Origin of the sequence: Neisseria sp. HMSC03D10 (assembly GCF_001807625.1) — a bacterium.
Classification (GTDB): Bacteria; Pseudomonadota; Gammaproteobacteria; order Burkholderiales; family Neisseriaceae; genus Neisseria; species Neisseria mucosa.
The window spans coordinates 37,750-57,910 of the sequence record NZ_KV789517.1 but is presented as its reverse complement, the minus strand read 5'-3'; the positions used below and the strand labels follow the sequence as shown (position 1 = coordinate 57,910).

Here is a 20,161-nt window from a genome sequence, read left to right as displayed (position 1 = left end):
CGCCGTACCGGTTTAAAGTTAATCCACTATAAACAAACAGGTACGAATTTATGAACAGTGTTTCCCCGCTCAACCGTAAAGCCTCGCTGTGGGCGGTCGGTTTGATGTTGTTCGCTTTGTTTTTCGGTGCGGGCAATCTGATTTTTCCCGCCTATCTCGGACAACAGGCGGGGGAAAGCTGGTTCTCTGCCATCAACGGCGCACTGCCGCTTTACAACGTCGGGCTGGGCTGGCTGCTGCCCGCAACCGTCGGCTTTATTTTAGGGTGCATCCTGAATGCCGCGCTCAAGAAAAAACATAAGGCTTGAATCACAAAACAAAGGTCGTCTGAAAGATTTCAGACGACCTTTTCAACGCTTCTCCAACCAAAAAAAGTAACACCCGCCCGTCTAACCGTGTTCTAATAATGCTTTACATTTACGCTGAACGAGAGAAAAGCCATGACCGCACCTCAAACGCCCGTTATCCGCTCCCTGCTCGACACCGACCTGTACAAGTTCACCATGCTTCAGGTGATACTGCACCAATTCCCCCAAACCCACAGCCTTTATGAGTTCCGCTGTCGCAACAAAGACATGGTTTACCCGCTTGCCGACATCCAAAGCGACTTGGAACGAGAACTCGACGCACTCTGCCAACTGCGCTTTACCCACGACGAACTCGACTACCTGCGCAGCCTGCGCTTCATCAAAAGCGACTTTGTCGATTATCTCGAACTCTTCCAACTCCAACGCCGCTTCGTCAAAGTCAGCCCCGATTCAGAAGGTCGTCTGAATATCCGCATCGAAGGCCCTATGATTCAGGCGATGTTCTTTGAAATCTTCATCCTCGCCATCGTCAACGAACTCTACTTCCGCCGTCTCGAAACCCCCGCCGTCATTGAAGAAGGCGAACGCCGCCTCCAAGCCAAAGCGCAACGCCTCAAAGAAATCTCCGCTGCGCAAAATCCCGATGATCCGCCGTTCCTCATCTCCGACTTCGGCACCCGCCGCCGCTACACCCTCGATTGGCAGGAACACGTCATCCGCACCCTGCTTGAAGCCGCCCCCGACATCGTGCGCGGTACCAGCAACGTTTATCTCGCCAAAAAAATCGGCATCACCCCCATCGGCACGATGGCGCACGAGTTCCTCCAAGCCTTCCAAGCCCTCGATGTGCGCCTGCGCAATTTCCAAAAAGCTGCCCTCGAAAGCTGGGTACACGAATACCGCGGCGACCTCGGCATCGCGCTGACCGACGTGGTCGGCATGGATGCCTTCCTGCGCGACTTCGACCTCTATTTCGCCAAACTCTTCGACGGTCTGCGCCACGACAGCGGCGACCCTTATGTATGGGGCGACAAAGCGCACGTCCACTACAAAAAACTCAAAATCGACAGCCGCACCAAAATGCTGACCTTCTCCGACGGGCTGGACATCGAACGCTCGTGGGCATTGCACCAATATTTCAAAGACCGTTTCAAAACCAGCTTCGGTATCGGCACCAACCTCACCAACGACATGGGCCATACCCCGCTGAACATCGTTTTGAAACTCGTTGAGTGCAACGGTCAGTCCGTCGCCAAACTCTCCGACTCCCCGGGCAAAACCATGACTACCAACAACACCTTCCTCGCCTACCTGCGTCAGGTGTTTGACGTTCCCGAGCCGAAGACAGAGGGCTGATTAACTGAAGAAAAGGCAAAAGGTCGTCTGAAAACTCGGATTCGAGGTTTTCAGACGACCTTTTGATTGTGAAAAACGCTTGGAATATAAAGTTTGAAATAGGCAAAGACAAATAAACAGCCCGGTCAAAAATGACCGGGCTGTTGAATTTTTGGTCGGAGTGAAAGGATTCGAACCTTCGACCCCTTGCACCCCATGCAAGTGCGCTACCAGACTGCGCCACACTCCGACTCGATAAGTTTCAGATTATAGTTTTCTTGTCCGGCTTTGGCAAGCGTAAGGCAGGGCGGTTTGGGCTATCTGTTTGAAGCGGCTTTGAATTTGTTTGGCGTCAGGGAGGGTAGGGCTGCGAAATGGTTCATACTTGATTGGAAGCCGCGATGTTTTCAGACGACCTTGGGGTAAACGGATGTGGCGGAATTTAATGGCTGCTATATAATCTCAGCTTTGATTTTTAATGAAAAAACAGGGCTGATGGACAATATTTTGCATGAATTGTTTGCGCGTCAGGCGTTTACGTCTAGCTTGGTAGAGCGCAATTTCGGACAGGTTTCGGGCTGGATAGAGCTGGTCGGTGTCTTGATGCTGATGGTGGCGGCGTTCTGGCTGTCAAACCGCCTCAACGACCGTTATTTCTTTTCGGAACACGGCAGCTTCGCGCTTTTGCGGCATATCGGCAGAAGGATTTTGTGGCCGGTGCTGATGATGATTTTCGGTGCGGCGGCTTTGTTTGTCTGCAACCTGACGGAGTTTCGCCCGGTATGGCTGCATCTGCTGATTTTGGCGGCGCGCTGGATGATTCTGATTCGGGTCAGCGTGGCGGTTGTTCATGCCGCTTTGCCGCAGAACAAACTGACCGACTGGCTGGAAAAATCGGTCTCCATGGTTTTGTGGGTAGGCTTCGTGCTTTGGCTGTCGGGCTTGGATGATAAGATTTTGGCGATGCTCGACGGCATCAGCTTCTCGGTCGGTTCGGGCAAACTGAGCCTGTTGATGATTTTGAACGGGATTTTGTGGGTCGGGCTTCTGATGATAGGCGCGTCGTGGTTGGCGCGTTTTATCGGCGAGCGTTTGGAGAAAAGCAGCCTGGACAATAATCTGTCCATGATTTTGTCCAAAATCATCAAAACGGTGATGATGGTTTTGGCGGTCTTGATTGCGCTGCCGCTGGTGGGGATTGATTTGACGGTATTGTCGGTGTTCGGCGGTGCGTTGGGTGTCGGTATCGGTTTCGGCCTGCAAAAAGTGGCGAGCAACTACATTTCAGGCTTTATCATTTTGGGCGACCGCTCCATCCGTATGAACGACCGCCTGACGGTTAACAACTTTACCGGCTATGTCACCAAAATCACCTCGCGTTTCGTCGTGCTGCGCAATGCCAACGGTACGGAGGCGCTGATTCCGAACGAGACGTTCGTTACCTCGATGGTGGTCAACGAATCCTATGCCAGCCGCGAATTGCAGCAGGCGTTCAATATACAGGTTGCCTATCATTCCGATTTGATTAAGGCGCTCGACATCATCAAAAGCGCAGCCGCCGCGCAGCCGCGTGTTTCCAATAATCCCGCGCCTTTGGCGGTAGTCACCAATTTCGGCGACAACGGTATCGATTTGCGCGTGACTTATTGGGTGAAAGACCCAGAAAACGGTTTTGCCGCGCTGCAATCGGCGATTTTTCTGGATATTTGGCGGCAGTTTAACGAACACGGCATCGAGTTCCCTTATCCGCAGCGCGAAGTCCGCATCTTGAACGAAAGCCAGGCACCGAGCAGCATCGCCATGATTAAGGCGGGAATGCAGGCGCGCAGCGATACCAAATCCGATCCCGCGATGGATTCCGGCGGAGATGATTGATGGCAAAGCCCTTGAAATATCCCGTGTCTGCGCTGGTTGTCCTGCATGATGCCGACGGCAATATCCTTTTAATCGAACGCACTTCGCCGCCAGGTTTTTGGCAGTCGGTAACCGGCAGCATCGAGCCGGACGAGACCATAGAGGAAACCGCCAAACGCGAAGTTTGGGAGGAAACCGGCATCCGCCTTGCGGACGGACAGCTCTGCAACTGGCACGACAGCACGGTTTACGAAATCTACCACCATTGGCGGCACCGCTATCCGAAAGGCGTGTTTGAAAACCGTGAACACGTCTTTTCTGCTGAAATTCCGCGCAATGCGGTGATTGTTTTGCAGCCCGACGAACACGTCGCGTACGGATGGTTCGGCATAGAAGAAGCGGCGGAAAAAGTGTTCTCCCCGTCGAACAAAAGGGCGATTTTGGCATTGGGGAAAAGGTTGGGGAAATAGAACCGGCCTGATTGCTTAAAGGTCGTCTGAAAGAAGGAATTGCGTTTTCAGACGACCTTTTTCCGCATTTTCAGAGAGTCTTTTGTTTGCTATACTTCCGCCGTTCAAACTTCCGTAAAATAAAGGAAATCAAATGGCAGACTTCAATAAAATCCTGACTCCGGGCGATGTGGATGGCGGCATCATCAACGTCGTCAACGAAATTCCCGCCGGCAGTAACCACAAAATCGAATGGAACCGCCGCCTCGGCGCATTCCAACTTGACCGCGTCGAACCCGCGATTTTCGCCAAACCGACCAACTACGGCTTCATCCCGCAAACCTTGGACGAGGATGGCGACGAATTGGACGTATTGCTGGTTACCGAACAGCCCTTGGCGACAGGCATCTTCTTGGAAGCGCGCGTCATCGGTGTGATGAAGTTTGTCGATGACGGCGAAGTGGACGACAAAGTCGTCTGCGTCCCCGCCGACGACCGTAACAACGGCAACGCCTACAAAACCCTTGCTGATTTGCCGCAGCAGTTGATCAAGCAAATCGAGTTCCACTTCAACCACTACAAAGACCTGAAAAAAGCAGGTACAACCAAAGTCGAATCTTGGGGCGATGTGGAAGAAGCAAAAAAAGTAATTAAAGAATCCATCGAGCGTTGGAATAAACAGGCTTGATGTTTCATTTCAATAAATAAAGAAAGGTCGTCTGAAAATGGTTTTCAGACGACCTTTTGTATTTTGATAGTAACCCGTACTGAAAGAATGGATGCTTGTATCCGGCGTACTCTTTAATGGGGCGCCCCCTGCGCAGCTTTCGGATGCATATGAAAAAGTCGGATTTGAGAATCTGAACTTTATTTTTACAAATAAAGAGGTCGTCTGAAAATTGAAAACAGGTTTTCAGACGACCTCTTGCTTTTCCTCTAAATCCAACCGTCACACCGATAATTGTTCCAACAAAGCCTGTTTCAACGACGACTGCGTTTTCGGGTTTTTCAAATCGGGGCTGAAGACGATGAAGCTGTCTTCGACGCGTTCGTCCAGCGTGGAAATTTTGGCGTAGCGCAGGCTGACGTTGTGGGCGAAGAAGACTTCCGCCATGTCGGCGAGCAGGAAAGGGCGGTTGACGGCGGTGATTTCGACGGAGTACCAGTCGGGGTAGTCTTCTTCGGGGGTGATGGTGATGCTTGGCGCAATTGGCATGTAGCGGCTGCGGCGGCTGATGCGGCGGCTGTGGCTTTGGGTTTCGGCAACAGTGTGTCCGTGGATAAAGCTGTTGAGTTCGGCTTCGAGCGCGCTTTGGATGTCGGGGTAGTCTTCGGGGGCGTGTTGTGAGGGGATTTGCACGATGAAGGTGTCGAGGATGTAGTCGTGTTCGGTGATAAAGGCGCGGGCGGCGAGGATGTCGAAGCCGTGGCGGCTGAAGATGCGGCAGAGGCGGGCGAACAGGCGCGGACCGTTAGGCATGAAGACCATGACTTGGAAGCTGTCGCTTTTGGGCAGGATGCGGCTGCGGACGATAGGGGTTTCAAAGTCGTGTACGAGGTTGGCGGCGTGCCACAGGATTTCGCGGGACTGATGGCGGGCGAAATAGGCGGAACCGAGCGCGTTCCATAGTTTTTTCTGCTGTTTTTCGGGGACGGCAGCACGGGTGAGCAAATCGGCGGCTTCTTGTTGGCGGCGGCCGAAGAGGGCATGCGGATTGCCTCCGTTGCCTGCGAGGTAGCGTCCGGCGGCGTGGAACAGGCTTTCCAGCAGGCTGGCGCGCCATGCGTTCCACAGTTTGGGATTGGTGCCGCGTATGTCGGAAATGGTCAGGAGGTAGAGTGCGCTGAGGCGTTCGTGGGTTTGTACGCGTTTGCAGAAGGTATCGAGTACGTCGGGGTCTTGGATGTCTTCTTTTTGGGCGACGGTGGACATGAGCAGGTGGTTTTCGACCAGCCAGGCGAGCAGGCCGCTTTCTTCTTCGGTGAGGAAGTGGTCGGCGGCAAATTGGCGCGCGTCTGCGATGCCTTGTATGGCATGGTCGCCGCCGCGTCCTTTGGCGATGTCGTGGAAGAAGGCGGCGAGATAGAGGATGTCTTGTTTTTCAAAGGACTGCATCAGTGCGGAGGCGTAGGGCAGTTCGTGGCTGTGCATGTCTAGGGCAAGGCGGCGAACGTTGCGGACGACGGCGAGGATGTGGTCGTCCACAGGATAGATGTGGAACAGGTCATGCTGGAGCAGGCCGACGATTTTTTCCCACGCGGGCAGGTAGCGGCCCAACACGCCGTAGAGGTTGAGAAAGCGCAGGGTTTGGGTCAGTCCGTTGCCGCGGCGGAAAAAGCCGGCGAAGCGGCGGCGGTTTTCGGGATTTTGGTAGAAGCTGCGGTTGATTTTGCGCGTCGCGCCCCACCAAGCGCGCAGGGTTTGCGGTTCGAGCGCGGTAATGTCGTTGCGCTGCTGCATGATTTCAACGATTTTGAAAATGTGTTCGGGTCGTCTGAAAAAAATATCGGTGTGCCGCGCGGCGATTTGGTTGTTCACTTGGATGTAGTCGTCGTCAATCCGTAGGGTAACGCGCATCGGCGTCGAGGAAACGCGGCTTTGCAGCATGGGTGTGAGGATGCCGCTTAATTGTTTGACGGTTTTGATCGCGCGGTAAAACACGCGCATCAATTCTTCGCTTTGACGGCGGAGGTTCAAGCCTTGATAGCCCATGCTTTCGGCGACTTGCGGCTGCAAATCGAACAGCAGGCGGTCTTCGGCGCGTTTGGCGTTTAAATGCAGATGGATGCGGATGTGGGCGAGGCGGCGGTAGCCGTGTGAAAGCATGCCGGCTTCGGTGCGCGTCAGAATGCCTTGTTTGACCAGCGCAGGCAGGTTGGCCGCCAAACCTTGCGCTTTCGCTATCCAAAGCAGGGTATGGATGTCGCGCAGACCGCCGGGACAGCTTTTGATGTTCGGCTCTAATACCGCTCCCGAACCTTGCGATTTGGCATGGCGGTGTTCCATCTCCACCAGCTTTGCTTCGATAAACGCGGCTACATTGCGTTGCGCGTTCATTTTTTCCGCCAGCTCGTCCGCTGTTTGGCGGTTGCCGAACAAAAAACGAGCCTCTAAAAACGCCGTGTCCCCCGTAATATCATCGCGCACGCTTTCGCACAGTTCGTCAACGCTGCCGCTTTTGACCGACGGCGAAAGTTTCATATCCCATAAAGCCTGCACGAAAGCCGCAATTTTTTCCTGAAGGTCGTCTGAAACGGTTTTAGGCGACACGACTGCCAAATCTAAATCAGAATAAGGATAAAGCTCGCCGCGCCCGAAGCCGCCGGTCGCCATCAGGCATAACGCGCTGTTTTGAAAATGCTCTGCCCACAATGCCGCCAGCAAGGTTTCGACTGCCGCCGTGTATTCCCTGAAAAATACCGACACACGGTTGGCTTTCAAATAATGCGCTTCGGCGGCAGTGCACTGCTGTTTGAAGGTTTCCAATGCTGAAGACAGGTTTGCAGACATTTTTTATTCTTTCGAGTTATGGGGAGAGGAGGCGGATGACTTGGCTGTCAAATATCGTTTTCAGACGACCTCTGTTGGGCATTAGAGGGATTGGTCATCAGGTTTAGCAGCTCCTGCGGCGGCAGCAGCAACTGATATGCCGCCACACCCAAAGCCGTCGCCATTTTTTCAATATTCGACAACGCAATGTTCCAGCGTCTGCGCTCCACAGCCGATACATAAGTCCTGTCCAAACTGCATTGCCGCGCCAGCTCTTCCTGAGACCAGCCCTTATTCACGCGGAAAAGCCGCATGTTGTACGCCAAGACCGCCCGTAAATCCTGCTCGTCAGGCAGTTCGGCAGGCGGAGTTAATTTATTGCTCATGATTTTGTTTCCGGATAAATGGTTAAATTTAAGAATTTGCTGTTACGGATTTTACTTCACATAAAAGCCAAAAAAAAGGGGTGGCAACTGCCACACCCAAACACACACACATCAAGAGGAAAGAGATAGAGAGTATTAAATCAAAGCAGATGTATCATCTACTGATCAGAAAATCTTGAGGACTTTGAGAAGTGTCGTCTCAGTTCCAATGTCGGCGATTATAAATGAAACTCAATTTGGAGCTTTGATTCAAATCAAGTAGTTGTATATTTATAAAATATATTTTTTAAATAGATTATTTTAATAATAAAAAATAAAAAACCGCACCATTCGGCGCGGTTTTTTTATTTCCACATAAGGAATTAGCGTTTTTTACCGGTAACGGTAGCAACCGCCAGGTTTTCGTTACGTTTCAGAGAAACGCTTTCTACACCTTCAGGCAGTTGGATGTCAGACAGGTGAAGGATGTCGCCGGCAACGACTTTAGTGCAGTCCAAATCCAAGTATGCAGGGATGTTGGCAGGCAAAGCAACCACTTCAACAGTAGTGTTCAACAGGGATACGCGACCGCCTTGCAGTTTCACGGCTTGAGAGTTTTCAGCGTTAACAATGTGCAGGGGAACACGGATGCGTACCGGTTGGTCGGCTTTAACGGCCTGGAAGTCGATATGTTGAACTTCGCGACGGAATGGGTGCATTTGGAAATCACGGACGATAACGTCTTTGGTTTCACCGTTCAGGGACAGTTTGATCAGTGCAGTGTGGAAAGATTCTTTTTCCAATGCGTAGAATACAGTTTTGTGATCCACAGCAATTGCAACGGGCTCTTGACCTTCACCGTACAAAATACCGGGGATTTGGCCTTCGCGACGCAGGCGGCGGCTCGCACCAGTGCCTTGTGCTTCACGAACAGAGGCTTGAATTTCATAAGTCATGTTAAATACTCCAAATTAAATAAAACTACCGTCATCGGCCGCGACCAGCTTAAGACGGCTTCGGGGTTATGGCAGCAACATGCTGCCTGTCATCACTTCTTCATTGAAAAGATATGAGACGGATTCTTCATTGCTGATGCGGCGGACCGTTTCAGCCAAAAGGCCGGCAATCGTCACTTGACGGATACGGTCGCATTGTTTGGCCGCTTCAGACAGAGGGATGGTGTCGGTAACGACAACTTGGTCGATTTCGGACGAGGCAATACGGCTGACTGCCTCTCCGGAGAATACGGCGTGGCTGGCATATGCCAAGACACGTTCTGCTCCGCGCTCTTTCAAAGCGACGGCAGCTTTACACAGCGTATTCGCAGTATCAATCATGTCATCGACAATCAGACAGGTACGGCCTTGAATATCGCCAATAATATTCATGACTTCCGCCACATTGGCTTTCGGGCGGCGTTTGTCGATAATTGCCAAATCGGCATTTAATGATTTTGCAACAGCACGGGCGCGGACTACACCGCCAATATCGGGGCTGACTACGGTCAGGTTTTCAATCCGCTGCTGTTTGATGTCATTCAACAGAATAGGAGTGGCGTAGATGTTGTCAACAGGGATATCAAAGAACCCCTGAATCTGGTCGGCATGCAAATCAACAGTCAAAACACGGTCGATACCTGCGGAATACAACATATTAGCCACCAGTTTGGCGGAAATCGGAACGCGCACAGAACGCGGACGGCGATCTTGGCGGGCATAGCCGAAATAAGGAATTGCCGCGGTAATACGACCGGCGGAAGCGCGTTTCAGCGCATCGGCCATCGTCAGGATTTCCATCAGGTTGTCATTGGTTGGGGCGCAGGTGGGCTGCAGGATAAAAACATCACGACCACGGACGTTTTCCATTAATTCGATGGCAATTTCGCCGTCTGAGAATTTGGATACGGAGGCTTCGCCTAACGAAATATCCAAGTGTTTGACAACGCGTTGCGCCAACTCCGGATTTGCGTTGCCGGTAAATACCATCAAACTGTCGTATGCGGCCATATTTTCACCTGTTTTTATGTTTAACTTCCGCTCAGAAAACGTCATGCTTCCCTCTGCTTTATGTCCAAGACATTATGGGCGTTATTATACGCATAATGACCGGCATAGTGAATTAAATTTGCGGCGTTGCATTGCCGTTCCGTCTTTTTTCGCCCCAAATTTATCACGACAAAACAAAGTTTTTCAGCGTTGTCATTGATTCTTAACATAAAAGAGCGTGTAAGGAAACTTACACGCTCTTATTTGGCTGGGGAGGAAGGATTCGAACCTTCGCATGCTGGAATCAAAATCCAGTGTCTTAACCGCTTGACGACTCCCCAACTTTATCAAATCATTTGAAACAATGGATGAATGTCTAAACCTTCAACACAATATGCTTCATATGATTGTGAAACTTGTTGGTATATATTGTTTGCTTCTTGCCGACTATCCGTAGAGAGAAATATACACGCTCCAGATCCTGTCATTAGCGCAGAACCATATTCGGATAATTCACAATAAGCTTTCCAAACCTCAGGATATTCCTGAAAAACAACAGCCTGCATATCATTTCTAAACGGCTGCAAAGAATGGAAAGTCGGCATTATGCTTGGTTTGGAATTTCGTGTCAAGTTCCTATGCGAGAAAATTTTGGGAGTGGAAACATGGGCCTTGGGTTTGATGACGACATACCATTGCTTCGGTATGTCGATAGGGGATAATTGCTCGCCTATACCTTTGGCAAAGGCATTTTTGCCGAAAAGGAAGAAGGGAATATCTGCGCCCAGAGTCGCACTTAAATCAATTAACTGCTGGCGGGATAATCCGCATTCCCACCAATGGTTCAATACGGTGAGTACGGTTGCCGCATCCGAACTGCCACCTCCCAAGCCGGCGCCTGTCGGGATTTTTTTATCCAACCAAATTTCAACACCTGATTTTGAGTTAGTGTGTTTTTGCAGTAAAGATGCGGCACGGTATGCCAGGTCTTGTTCCGGTGGAATACCGCCTGTCGGTGTGTGGAGTATGATAAGGTCGTCTGAACGTGGTTTCAGATAAACGGTATCACATAAGTCAATCAGGCAGAAAATGCTTTCTAGGTTGTGGTAGCCGTCTGCGCGTTTCCCGGTGATTCTGAGATCCAGATTGAGTTTGGCAGGAGCCGGGAAGGCTTGTGCTTCGTTTGGAATCATTTTGTTTACGGTTGTCTGGCGAGATGGTTATTTTCTGGCGGCACATTGGGTTTGGGTGTTGCCCTCGGGATGATCGTCGAGGTTGTCGAATGCCAAGCGCAGAGTGAGTTTCGGGCTTTCCAATAGGAGGGTTTTGGGTTTGCCGTTGCTGTTGAGTGTGCGGGAAATTGTCCAGTCGAATTGTTGCAGGCGGCTGTCCGGGAGCAGTTGGTATGGTGCGCCGGCTACACGTTTTCCGCTTGCCCAAATGTGCAGATATTGGATAGGGAGTTCGAATCCCAATAGGCGGGTGCTGAGTTCTTGTGCGGTAGCGGCTTCATATGTACGGCCTTTGTTGTCGACGGCCAATACGCCTTGATTATCTTGACACAACTGCCCCACGGTACTGCCGATCGGGGTGTTGATGTTGATGGTTTGAACTTGGTTTTGGTATGTCCAATCGAAGTTGGCGTAAGAGCCTTTGCCTTCGAGTTTGACGGCGATTCGCCCTTCGGCGGAAAAATCGTTGACTGTTTCAGCCGGTTGCCAACCATTTTGCTGCGGGAGCTCGGGGCGAGCGCAGGCGGTGATGAGGAGGGTTAGGGCGGCTGCGGATAATATATTGGTCTGTTTCATGATAAATCCTGTGCAGGGGAAGGGTCGTCTGAAAAGTTTTCAGACGACCTGTTTTTTATTTTGTTTTGGCGGAGGGGTGTTTTTTGCGCGGGGGAACGGGAATATTGAATCGGCGCATGGTTTCTTTCAATAAACCGATGTCGCCTTCTTGTTTCAAACCTTCGTTCCAAATGGCTTTGGCATCTTCGGGCTTGCCGAGCTTCCACAAAACTTCGCCCAAATGCGAGGCGACTTCGGCGTCGGGATATTGTTCGAAGGCGTATTGCAGGTAGGGCAAGGCAGTTTCGGCATCGCCTTTCAGATAATATGCCCAACCGAGGCTGTCGTTGATGGCGGGGTTTTCCGGATCAACCTGATACGCGGCCTGAATCAGTTTGAATGCTTCGTTTAAATCATATTTCGGGGAAGAAAGCATGATATAGCCTAGAGCATTCATGCCGCTGGTACTGTCGGGGGATATTTCCAACTGGCGGCGAAGGTCGGCAATGGCTTTGTCGCGCTCTCCAATTTTGTCGTAAACCATGGCGCGTTGATAGAGAATGTCGGGCAGCAGTTGGTTGGCATCAGGCTGTTTGGAAGCTTTTGCCATAAGTGTATTCAACTCTGATAGTGCTTTTTTTGGGTTGTCATGTTTGGCGATGGCAAACAGGGAAACACGCTGCAATTCGCGCGCACCGAAAAAGCGTCCTTGCTGCTCGGGCAGTTTGAGCGCACGTTGTGCCAATTCCCACGCGGCTTTGCCGTTGCCTTGTTCGGCTTCGAGCGAGGCGCCGAGAACGGTTTTGTCGAAAATGTAATCCGCAGAATTGATTTTGCCGAGCCATTGTTTGGCCTTGACGTAATCTTTGGCATCGGCATAAGTCATGGCACCAATCAGTGCGGCACGGCTTTGTTGTTGGCTTGTGCCGGATTGGTAGGCTTTTTCGAGGTAATGGTTGACAACAGATAAGGCATCTTTACGGCTGGAGGAGAGTATCGCAGCCTGGATAAACAAATCGGGCGAGGGGTTGTCTTCCAGTAACGTTTTCAGACGACTGTATGCCTTGTCGGGACGGTGGTTGGCAACCAGGTTGGTGATTTCAAGCTCCTGCCATACGGATGACAGTTTGCGCGTGTCGGTTTGTTCGAAGAATCCGTTGAGGATTTCCGGACTGCGTTGCGCCATCAGACGCAAGGTGAGCATGGTCGGGGGCAGGATTTCAGAATCCAGTTTGGCAAGTCTTTGCAGGGCGGCAATGGCATTTTTTTTCTTGCCGTCGTATGCGCTGTAAATGGCATCTGCAATCGCCGCTTCAGGCATTTCAGGGTATTTGAGTGTTTCTTTATGAACTTGTGCCGAGGCCTTTTCTGCCAAATCAGGCTGCTGGACGGCGGTTTGGGCGAGAAGCAGGAAAATACGGCGGTTTTGTTCTTCAGTAGCGCCTGCAAGGACTTCATCCAAGCCGCTGAGGTGTTTGTCGTTTTTTCCGAGCAGAAGGTCGCGCAGCCAGGTCATGCGTTTTTGTGCTGCACCCGGAACAGGTTCGATTTCCCGCCATTTTTGATAAATCAATTCGGCCTGTTCGAATGCATTGAGTGAAACTGCCATTTCCAATGCGCGTTCTGCTACGTCGGGTGATTTTGTGCGGTCGAGCATATGCATATAGGTACCCAAAGCCATGCCGGCATCCCCTTTTTGCAAAGCCATTTCGCCGCCTAAAAGCGTGAAAATTTTCCAAGCGCGATCGTTTGCAGCAATCAAGCGCTCTTGTTCGGCGAGCCTTGCTTCGGGCGTACGGCGGTTTTTTTTCTGAATGGTTTGGGATTGGATTTTAACTTCTGGTACAGATTCTTGTTGGGCGGCGATGGTTTGGGTAGAAAAAAGCAACATGACGGCGGCTGTCAGTGTGCGGATATGGGACGGAGACAAAAACATAATAAGCCTTTATTCAAAAAAACGGACTGAAGCGCAGATAATCCGTCGTGAAAACAGCCGATACTTTATCACAAGCGCTTGTCTTTGTAGATTCGTGAGCTTTAAGCAACCGTAAACCTAATGTAATATTCTTTTTTCAGACGACCTATCAATCATTGTTTTCGGAGTCTGTATATGGAGATGAGGCAGACCGATCTTGTGGATTTTTTCGGGCAGGCATTTCGTTATGCCAGCATAGCGCAAGAGGAACGAAACCGTTTTGTCCGGCAGGAAGGTAAAACAGCCGCCGTTTTGCTGGCAGTCGTTCGGCGGGAAGGGCAGTGGCAAATTTTGCTGACGCGTCGCGCCGATACCCTGCGACACCATACCGGGCAGATTGCTTTTGCCGGAGGAAGGTCAGACGAAGGGGATAAAGACTTTATTGTGACAGCATTGCGTGAAACTGAAGAGGAGACGGGGATTGCACCGCATTTTTGGCAGGTTTTTCCACTGTTGCCGCCTTATTACACGCCGTCCGGTTATGAAGTACATCCGGTTTTGGCACTCTGTCCGGAAAATCCGCCAACTTGTGCCAATAGTGGGGAAGTGGCTGAAATCTTTTACTTGCCATTGGATTTCGCACTGGATATGGGCAACTATGGCAGCCGCAGCTTCATTCATGAAGGCAATATGATTGCTACGCCTGTTTTGCCGTATTTGCATTACGATATTTGGGGATTGACTGCGCTGATATTGTATGGGTTGGCAGAACGTTACCGGTATTATTGTGCCGGTCAGAAGGGTGTAGAGTGAAAATACGGATACAGGATTTTGCTGTGCTTTACGGTTGAGGTTGTTACAGTGAAATTATGTCATGTTACAATTAACACATTGATGATTATTACAAAATCATTTTTAGTGATGTGGTCTGGGAATGAAGCCGATGAATCATTGTGGCCCCGGATAGCTGGATACTTTGAAATATAAAGTAAGAGGAAAATTTATGAAACCGATTAAAAAAGCCGTTTTCCCTGTAGCCGGTATGGGTACGCGCTTTCTGCCTGCCACCAAAGCCAGTCCGAAAGAAATGCTGCCTATCGTCGATAAGCCGTTGATTCAATACGCGGTAGAAGAAGCAGTAGAAGCAGGTTGCACAGAAATGGTGTTCATTACAGGCCGCAACAAACGCAGTATCGAAGACCATTTCGACAAAGCCTACGAGCTGGAAACCGAGCTGGAAATGCGTCAAAAAGACAAACTGCTGGAACACGTTAAAGACATTCTGCCTTCTAACATTACCTGCCTTTACATTCGTCAAGCCGAGGCTTTGGGTTTAGGACACGCCGTATTGTGCGCCCGTGCCGCAGTGGGCGACGAACCCTTTGCCGTTATTCTCGCCGACGACCTGATTGACGCGCCCAAAGGCGCACTGAAGCAAATGGTCGATATCTACAATCAAAGCGGCAACAGCGTTTTGGGCGTGGAAACCGTCGATCCATCGCAAACCGGTTCTTATGGCATTGTAGAAGTGGAAAAATTAAACAGCTTTCAACGGATTACCAATATTGTAGAGAAACCGAAGCCCGAAGAAGCGCCGTCCAATCTTGCTGTTGTCGGCCGTTATATCCTGACCCCTCGCATTTTCAGTCTTCTGGAAAACCTGCCGCGTGGCGCAGGAAACGAAATCCAACTGACCGACGGCATTGCCCGCTTGTTGGATCACGAGTTCGTTCTCGCCCATGCCTTCGACGGCAAACGCTACGATTGCGGCAGCAAACTGGGTTATCTGGAAGCTACCGTTGCCTACGGCTTAAAACATCCGGAAACCGGCGCGCAGTTCCGCGAACTCTTAAAACAATATTCTTAAGCCTGATCTAGTCTTGAAAAGATAAGGTCGTCTGAAAGAGTCTCTTGATTTCTTTTCAGACGACCTTTCCTATTGCAGTGATATAATCCGTTTTCTCTTTTAAATTCAGACATATTATGGACAATACATCCGAAGAAACCATGCGACTTTCCAAGCGTATGGCGCAATTGGGCTTGTGCTCGCGCCGCGAGGCAGACAGCTACATCGAGCAAGGCTGGGTCAAGGTCAACGGGCAAACCGCCGTACTCGGTCAGAAAGTAACCGAACGCGACCGCATCGACCTCAACCGGCAGGCGCATGAAAAACAGGCAGAGCGCGTTACCATCCTGCTCAACAAGCCCGTCGGCTACGTCAGCGCGCAGGCGGAAAAAGGCTATAAATCCGCCGCCGAGCTGATTGCCGCCGACAACCGTTGGGAAGGGGACGACAGCCGTATCCCCTTCAGCGAAAAACACAAATTCGGCTTGGCGCCCGCCGGTAGGCTGGACATCGATTCCGTCGGGTTGCTGGTGTTGACGCAGGACGGCCGCATCGCCAAGCAGCTTATTGGCGAAAACAGCGGCAGTGAAAAAGAATATTTGGTACGCGTGCGCGGCAAATTGGACGAAAAAGGACTTGCCTTGCTCAACCACGGATTGAGTTTGGACGGCGAGAAACTGCGTCCTGCCAAAGTAGAATGGCAAAACGAAGACCAGCTGCGTTTCGTGTTGAAACAAGGCAAAAAGCGACAAATCCGCCGTATGTGCGAACTCGTCGGTTTGCGTGTCGTCGGGCTGAAGCGGATTCGAATGGGTAAAGTCAAACTGGGCAAACTACCGCCCGGTAAATGGCGCTATCTGCGGGCGGATGAGTCGTTTTAAATGTTGTAAGCCTGATGTTTGCAGTAAGACAGAGTCGTCTGAAAACTGGTAAGTTGCATTTCAGACGACCTTATTCTTGGGAAAACCGATTATTTGTTTTGTAATAAAGAAGGATTTTTTTTGTATTAAATGGATGATTTAGGTAAGTTGGGTATGTCGTAGAAGAGTGATGCTTTTGAAGTAATTTCTTATTGATTTTTAAGTGTTTTATTTTAGATGTTTGTATTGTATTTTCTAGAGTCATTTCCAGACTTCCAAATAGCACCCTATTTAATTTTTGTCATAAATGTTTAAATTTAATCATCATTCTTGAAAATTAGCTTATAATAGGCAAGTTTCCGTCGAAACAGTTACAAGAATTTTAATAAGGTAACGGCAAAGTCTGAAAAGGGATGCGAGGTTTGTCCGGGTTTGCCATAGAATTTAAATTACCTACATGAAGATAAGACGTTTTCTCCTACATTTTCTCAACCGTCACGCTGTTGCCCGCATTTTGGTATACGGCAAGCTGATGCGCATCGACAAGCCTATCGGCACGTTGTTGCTGCTTTGGCCGACCTATTGGGCGTTATGGGTTGCCTCGGAAGGGATTCCTGAAGCGGATATTTTTTGGGCGTTTACCGCCGGTACATTCTTCATGCGCAGCGCAGGCTGCGTGATCAACGACTTTGCCGACCGCAATTTTGACGGCTCGGTCGAGCGCACGAAAAACCGCCCCTTTGCCCGCGGGCTGGTTTCCAAAACCGAAGCGATTTTGCTGACGATCATTCTTTGTCTGCTCGCCGCCCTCTGTATGACGCCGCTGAACCTGTTGACTTGGGTGATGAGCGTTCCCGCGCTGTTTCTGGCGATGACTTATCCTTTTACCAAACGGTTTTTCCCACTGCCGCAGTTTTATTTGGGGCTGGCGTTTTCTTTCGGGATTCCGATGGCGTTTGCCGCCGTCCGCAGCGGCGTGCCTTCTACGGCGTGGCTGATGTTTACCGCCAATGCTTTGTGGACGCTTGCCTACGACACGATTTATGCGATGGCGGACAAGGAAGACGATTTGAAAATCGGGATCAAAACTTCGGCAATCACGTTCGGCGATCACGATATTTCCGCATCCATGCTCTGCCATTTTTGGTTTACCGCGCTGATGGCGGTATTGGGCGTGAAAATCGGCGCGACATGGCCGTATTGGATCATGCTGCCTGCGTTGGTGTGGCTGCAAATCGGTCAATACCATGCCATCAAAACGCGCGACCGCCAGACTTGTTTTAAAGTGTTTTTGGATAACAACTATATCGGTCTGCTGTGGTTTTTGGGTCTGGCGGGGCATTATTTGTGGGCTTTGGCTGCCACGCGGTTGTAAGGTAATAAAATGGTTAACACGTCGTCTGAAAAGGTTTTCAGACGACGTGTTGCTTTTGGGGCAGGGCGGGTTGACGATGGTGGCGGGGTTTTATCTGGTATCCAAACCCGCGGTAAACCACTTGCCGCCGTTTTCAGACGACCTTGTGTATGAGTTAAGAAATATCAAAGAAGCAGCATTTCTTGTTAGCAATCTGAGTGTAAATTGCGTGTTCAGGATTGAGGTTTGTACAGACAGTCGGTACAATTCCATTTCATTTTGCCACATCAAAAGAGATTTCTATGAGCCTTATCGGCGAAATTTTGCCTTTGTCCCATATCGTTTTAGACTTGGAAGTCGGCAGCAAAAAACGCTTGTTTGAAGAAGCGGGCCTGCTGCTTGAACATGAAGCAGAATTACCTCACGGCGATGTCTTCGACTGCCTGTTTGCCCGCGAAAAGCTGGGTTCGACCGGCTTGGGGCAGGGCGTCGCCATCCCGCACGGCCGTCATGCCTGCGTGAAAAAAGCCACCGGCGCGTTTATCCGCACGAAAGAACCAGTCGCTTTCGATGCGCCCGACGGCAAACCCGTATCCCTGATTTTCACTTTGTTGGTGCCGGAAAATGCGACCGGCGAGCATTTGGAAGTCTTGTCCAAACTGGCGGGCAGGTTCTCGCAAAAAGCCGTCCGTGAAGCCTTGATGTCCGCAACCTCTGCCGAGGAGGTGCGCAAACTTCTGGCAGAAGAGTAAAGAATGCCCAGTATATCCGTCCGCCGCCTGTTTTCCGACAATCAGCACAAGCTCCAACTTGCTTGGGCGGCAGGCAATTCGGGTGCGGACAACCGCATCGGAGTAGAGGCCGACAAACCCGTTTTGGCGTTGGTCGGCCATTTGAATTTTATCCATCCCAATCAAATCCAAGTCGTCGGTGTTGCCGAAGCCGAATATCTCAAACGCCTCGAATCGGGTGAATTGAATTACGATTTCGGCGAACTCTTCGATATCCCCATGTCGCTGGTCATCGTTGCCAACGGTCTGGCGGTTTCGCCCAAATTGCGCGATTACTGCCATAAAAACGACATCCCGCTCTTGACTTCCAAGCTCGAAAGCCCGTATTTGATGGACGTGTTGCGGATTTATCTGCAACGCACGCTGGCGACTTCCATCGTCAAACACGGCGTATTCCTCGATGTATTTGAAGTCGGCGTGTTGATTACCGGTCATTCCGGTTTGGGTAAAAGCGAGTTGGCGTTGGAATTGATTTCGCGCGGACACAGTCTGATTGCCGATGATGCGGTCGAGCTTTTCCGTACCGGCCCCGAAACGCTCGAAGGCCGTTGCCCGCCGATGTTGCGTGATTTCCTTGAAGTGCGCGGTTTGGGCATACTCAACATCCGCCACATTTTCGGCGAAACCTCCATCCGTCCGAAAAAAATCCTCCAATTGATTATCAACCTGGTCGCTGCCAACGACGATTACATGAAGCAGCTCGACCGCTTGAGCATACGCACGGAAACCGAGTCCATCCTCAACGTCAACGTCCGTTCCGTCACCCTGCCTGTCGCCGTGGGCCGCAACCTTGCCGTATTGGTTGAAGCGGCAGTGCGCAACTACATCCTCCAGTTGCGCGGCAAAGACAGTACCAAAGAATTCCTCGAACGTCATCAAACACAACTCAAAGAAAACGAACAAAACCATGAAAATCGTCCTGATTAGCGGATTATCCGGCTCGGGCAAGTCCGTTGCCCTCAAACAGCTTGAAGACCTCGGCTATTTCTGCGTGGACAACCTGCCGCTGGAAATGCTGCCTTCGCTGGTGCTGCACCATATCGAGCGCGCCGATGAAACCAAACTCGGCGTGAGCGTCGATGTCCGCTCCGGCATCAACATTCAGGAAGCGCAGGAGCAAATCCAATACCTGCGCGATGAAGGTCATCAGGTCGAAGTATTGTTTGTTGAGGCAGAAGAAAGCGTGCTGGTGCGCCGTTTTTCCGAAACGCGGCGCGGCCATCCGCTGTCGGGGCTGAACCTTACCCTGCTGGAAAGCCTGCAAAAAGAGCGCGAATGGCTGTTCCCGCTTAAAGACATCGCCTACTGCATCGATACATCCAAAATGAACGCGCAGCAACTGCGTTACGCCGTTCAACAATGGCTCAACATCGAGCGCAGGGGGCTTTTGGTTATCCTCGAGTCTTTCGGCTTCAAATACGGCGTGCCGAACAACGCCGATTTCATGTTCGATATGCGCAGCCTGCCCAATCCCTATTACGATCCCGAGCTGCGTCCCTATACCGGCATGGATGCCCCCATTCAAGCGTATCTTGACCAGCAGCCCCTGGCGCAGGAAATGGTGGACGACATTGACCACTTTATGAACCACTGGCTCCCGCGCCTGCAAAAAGAAAGCCGCAGCTACGTTACCATCGCCATCGGCTGTACCGGCGGGCAGCACCGTTCCGTCTATGTCGTCGAAAAACTCGCCCAACGCCTGCAAGGGCATTACGAACTGCTGGTCCGCCACAGACAGGCGCAAAACCTGTCCGGACGCTGATTCCCCTTTTCAGACGACCTTTTCGATATTTAGTGGATTAAATTTAAATCAGGACAAGGC

18 protein-coding genes, 2 tRNA genes and 1 pseudogene are annotated in these 20,161 nt (G+C 50.9%); 12 read left to right on the top strand and 9 right to left on the bottom strand.

Going from position 1 to position 20,161, the window contains the following annotated elements; genetic code table 11:
- Nucleotides 1-50: 50 nt before the first annotated feature.
- Both HMPREF3066_RS12740 and pncB read left to right on the top strand, forming a co-directional pair.
- Nucleotides 51-257, top strand: a pseudogene (locus tag HMPREF3066_RS12740) (branched-chain amino acid transport system II carrier protein); the annotation flags it as partial.
- 183 nt (nucleotides 258-440) lie between these two features.
- The gene (gene pncB, locus HMPREF3066_RS03890) at nucleotides 441-1,664 is read left to right on the top strand and encodes a nicotinate phosphoribosyltransferase (protein WP_060975236.1); all 1,224 of its coding nucleotides are present in this window, start codon (nucleotides 441-443) and stop codon (nucleotides 1,662-1,664) included.
- Nucleotides 1,665-1,816: 152 nt separating this feature from the next.
- Here the strand turns inward: pncB and HMPREF3066_RS03885 are convergent.
- Nucleotides 1,817-1,893 (bottom strand) — tRNA-Pro (locus HMPREF3066_RS03885).
- Between the two features lie 245 nt (nucleotides 1,894-2,138).
- Here HMPREF3066_RS03885 and HMPREF3066_RS03880 point away from each other — a divergent pair.
- From HMPREF3066_RS03880 to HMPREF3066_RS03870, 3 genes are all read left to right on the top strand, one after another.
- Nucleotides 2,139-3,518 carry a mechanosensitive ion channel family protein gene (locus HMPREF3066_RS03880; protein WP_070440553.1) on the top strand — a complete coding sequence of 460 codons (1,380 nt, stop codon included), beginning with the start codon at nucleotides 2,139-2,141 and terminating at the stop codon, nucleotides 3,516-3,518.
- Entirely contained in the window at nucleotides 3,518-3,967 is a 450-nt protein-coding gene (gene nudB / locus HMPREF3066_RS03875) for a dihydroneopterin triphosphate diphosphatase (RefSeq protein WP_070440551.1), read from the top strand. Before HMPREF3066_RS03880 ends, nudB begins: the two co-directional genes overlap by 1 nt.
- Nucleotides 3,968-4,100: 133 nt before the next feature.
- On the top strand, nucleotides 4,101-4,634 hold the full coding sequence (locus HMPREF3066_RS03870; protein ID WP_060975239.1) for an inorganic diphosphatase: 534 nt from the start codon (nucleotides 4,101-4,103) through the stop codon (nucleotides 4,632-4,634).
- A 261-nt stretch (nucleotides 4,635-4,895) separates the two neighbouring features.
- On the opposite strand, the gene glnD is transcribed toward HMPREF3066_RS03870, so the two are convergent.
- The 8 genes from glnD to HMPREF3066_RS03830 form a co-directional block, all read right to left on the bottom strand.
- On the bottom strand, nucleotides 4,896-7,457 hold the full coding sequence (glnD, locus tag HMPREF3066_RS03865) for a [protein-PII] uridylyltransferase (RefSeq protein WP_060975240.1): 2,562 nt from the start codon (nucleotides 7,455-7,457) through the stop codon (nucleotides 4,896-4,898).
- 47 nt (nucleotides 7,458-7,504) lie between these two features.
- Nucleotides 7,505-7,822, bottom strand: a complete 318-nt coding sequence (locus HMPREF3066_RS03860) for a helix-turn-helix domain-containing protein (protein WP_060975241.1) — start codon at nucleotides 7,820-7,822, stop codon at nucleotides 7,505-7,507.
- 362 nt (nucleotides 7,823-8,184) lie between these two features.
- Nucleotides 8,185-8,757 (bottom strand): 50S ribosomal protein L25/general stress protein Ctc, encoded by a 573-nt coding sequence (locus HMPREF3066_RS03855; RefSeq protein WP_003755233.1) that lies wholly within the window; start codon nucleotides 8,755-8,757, stop codon nucleotides 8,185-8,187.
- Between the two features lie 66 nt (nucleotides 8,758-8,823).
- On the bottom strand, nucleotides 8,824-9,807 hold the full coding sequence (locus HMPREF3066_RS03850) for a ribose-phosphate pyrophosphokinase (RefSeq protein ID WP_045072760.1): 984 nt from the start codon (nucleotides 9,805-9,807) through the stop codon (nucleotides 8,824-8,826).
- A gap of 244 nt (nucleotides 9,808-10,051) precedes the next feature.
- A tRNA-Gln gene (locus HMPREF3066_RS03845) sits at nucleotides 10,052-10,127 on the bottom strand.
- A gap of 6 nt (nucleotides 10,128-10,133) precedes the next feature.
- Nucleotides 10,134-10,979, bottom strand: a complete 846-nt coding sequence (gene ispE, locus HMPREF3066_RS03840) for a 4-(cytidine 5'-diphospho)-2-C-methyl-D-erythritol kinase (RefSeq protein WP_019270449.1) — start codon at nucleotides 10,977-10,979, stop codon at nucleotides 10,134-10,136.
- A gap of 27 nt (nucleotides 10,980-11,006) precedes the next feature.
- Nucleotides 11,007-11,594, bottom strand: coding sequence for a lipoprotein insertase outer membrane protein LolB (lolB, locus tag HMPREF3066_RS03835; RefSeq protein ID WP_060975040.1), 588 nt, complete (start codon nucleotides 11,592-11,594; stop codon nucleotides 11,007-11,009).
- Nucleotides 11,595-11,649: 55 nt separating this feature from the next.
- Nucleotides 11,650-13,509 (bottom strand): tetratricopeptide repeat protein, encoded by a 1,860-nt coding sequence (locus HMPREF3066_RS03830; protein ID WP_060975039.1) that lies wholly within the window; start codon nucleotides 13,507-13,509, stop codon nucleotides 11,650-11,652.
- A 174-nt stretch (nucleotides 13,510-13,683) separates the two neighbouring features.
- Here HMPREF3066_RS03830 and HMPREF3066_RS03825 point away from each other — a divergent pair, with 174 nt between their 5' ends.
- From HMPREF3066_RS03825 to rapZ, 7 genes are all read left to right on the top strand, one after another.
- Complete coding sequence (locus HMPREF3066_RS03825) at nucleotides 13,684-14,301, top strand: CoA pyrophosphatase (RefSeq protein WP_197067775.1); 618 nt, start codon at nucleotides 13,684-13,686, stop codon at nucleotides 14,299-14,301.
- Nucleotides 14,302-14,491: 190 nt separating this feature from the next.
- Nucleotides 14,492-15,355 (top strand): UTP--glucose-1-phosphate uridylyltransferase GalU, encoded by an 864-nt coding sequence (galU, locus tag HMPREF3066_RS03820; protein WP_039408715.1) that lies wholly within the window; start codon nucleotides 14,492-14,494, stop codon nucleotides 15,353-15,355.
- Nucleotides 15,356-15,471: 116 nt separating this feature from the next.
- Entirely contained in the window at nucleotides 15,472-16,215 is a 744-nt protein-coding gene (locus HMPREF3066_RS03815; protein WP_060975038.1) for a pseudouridine synthase, read from the top strand.
- A 436-nt stretch (nucleotides 16,216-16,651) separates the two neighbouring features.
- Entirely contained in the window at nucleotides 16,652-17,569 is a 918-nt protein-coding gene (gene ubiA, locus HMPREF3066_RS03810) for a 4-hydroxybenzoate octaprenyltransferase (RefSeq protein ID WP_070440549.1), read from the top strand.
- A 281-nt stretch (nucleotides 17,570-17,850) separates the two neighbouring features.
- Nucleotides 17,851-18,300 carry a PTS IIA-like nitrogen regulatory protein PtsN gene (ptsN, locus tag HMPREF3066_RS03805; RefSeq protein WP_003743926.1) on the top strand — a complete coding sequence of 150 codons (450 nt, stop codon included), beginning with the start codon at nucleotides 17,851-17,853 and terminating at the stop codon, nucleotides 18,298-18,300.
- Nucleotides 18,301-18,303: 3 nt separating this feature from the next.
- Nucleotides 18,304-19,266, top strand: coding sequence for an HPr(Ser) kinase/phosphatase (hprK, locus tag HMPREF3066_RS03800; RefSeq protein WP_070440547.1), 963 nt, complete (start codon nucleotides 18,304-18,306; stop codon nucleotides 19,264-19,266).
- Nucleotides 19,247-20,101 (top strand): RNase adapter RapZ, encoded by an 855-nt coding sequence (rapZ, locus tag HMPREF3066_RS03795; RefSeq protein WP_003756091.1) that lies wholly within the window; start codon nucleotides 19,247-19,249, stop codon nucleotides 20,099-20,101. The genes hprK and rapZ overlap by 20 nt, the downstream gene beginning before the upstream one ends.
- The last annotated feature ends 60 nt before the right edge of the window (nucleotides 20,102-20,161 follow it).

Bases quoted from the DNA above. Each gene is read 5' to 3' on its own strand.
- pncB (WP_060975236.1), top strand. From the start codon at position 441: ATGACCGCACCTCAAACGCCCGTTATCCGCTCCCTGCTCGACACCGAC.
- HMPREF3066_RS03880 (WP_070440553.1), top strand. From the start codon at position 2,139: ATGGACAATATTTTGCATGAATTGTTTGCGCGTCAGGCGTTTACGTCT.
- nudB (WP_070440551.1), top strand. From the start codon at position 3,518: ATGGCAAAGCCCTTGAAATATCCCGTGTCTGCGCTGGTTGTCCTGCAT.
- HMPREF3066_RS03870 (WP_060975239.1), top strand. From the start codon at position 4,101: ATGGCAGACTTCAATAAAATCCTGACTCCGGGCGATGTGGATGGCGGC.
- glnD (WP_060975240.1), bottom strand. From the start codon at position 7,457: ATGTCTGCAAACCTGTCTTCAGCATTGGAAACCTTCAAACAGCAGTGC.
- HMPREF3066_RS03860 (WP_060975241.1), bottom strand. From the start codon at position 7,822: ATGAGCAATAAATTAACTCCGCCTGCCGAACTGCCTGACGAGCAGGAT.
- HMPREF3066_RS03855 (WP_003755233.1), bottom strand. From the start codon at position 8,757: ATGACTTATGAAATTCAAGCCTCTGTTCGTGAAGCACAAGGCACTGGT.
- HMPREF3066_RS03850 (WP_045072760.1), bottom strand. From the start codon at position 9,807: ATGGCCGCATACGACAGTTTGATGGTATTTACCGGCAACGCAAATCCG.
- ispE (WP_019270449.1), bottom strand. From the start codon at position 10,979: ATGATTCCAAACGAAGCACAAGCCTTCCCGGCTCCTGCCAAACTCAAT.
- lolB (WP_060975040.1), bottom strand. From the start codon at position 11,594: ATGAAACAGACCAATATATTATCCGCAGCCGCCCTAACCCTCCTCATC.
- HMPREF3066_RS03830 (WP_060975039.1), bottom strand. From the start codon at position 13,509: ATGTTTTTGTCTCCGTCCCATATCCGCACACTGACAGCCGCCGTCATG.
- HMPREF3066_RS03825 (WP_197067775.1), top strand. From the start codon at position 13,684: ATGGAGATGAGGCAGACCGATCTTGTGGATTTTTTCGGGCAGGCATTT.
- galU (WP_039408715.1), top strand. From the start codon at position 14,492: ATGAAACCGATTAAAAAAGCCGTTTTCCCTGTAGCCGGTATGGGTACG.
- HMPREF3066_RS03815 (WP_060975038.1), top strand. From the start codon at position 15,472: ATGGACAATACATCCGAAGAAACCATGCGACTTTCCAAGCGTATGGCG.
- ubiA (WP_070440549.1), top strand. From the start codon at position 16,652: ATGAAGATAAGACGTTTTCTCCTACATTTTCTCAACCGTCACGCTGTT.
- ptsN (WP_003743926.1), top strand. From the start codon at position 17,851: ATGAGCCTTATCGGCGAAATTTTGCCTTTGTCCCATATCGTTTTAGAC.
- hprK (WP_070440547.1), top strand. From the start codon at position 18,304: ATGCCCAGTATATCCGTCCGCCGCCTGTTTTCCGACAATCAGCACAAG.
- rapZ (WP_003756091.1), top strand. From the start codon at position 19,247: ATGAAAATCGTCCTGATTAGCGGATTATCCGGCTCGGGCAAGTCCGTT.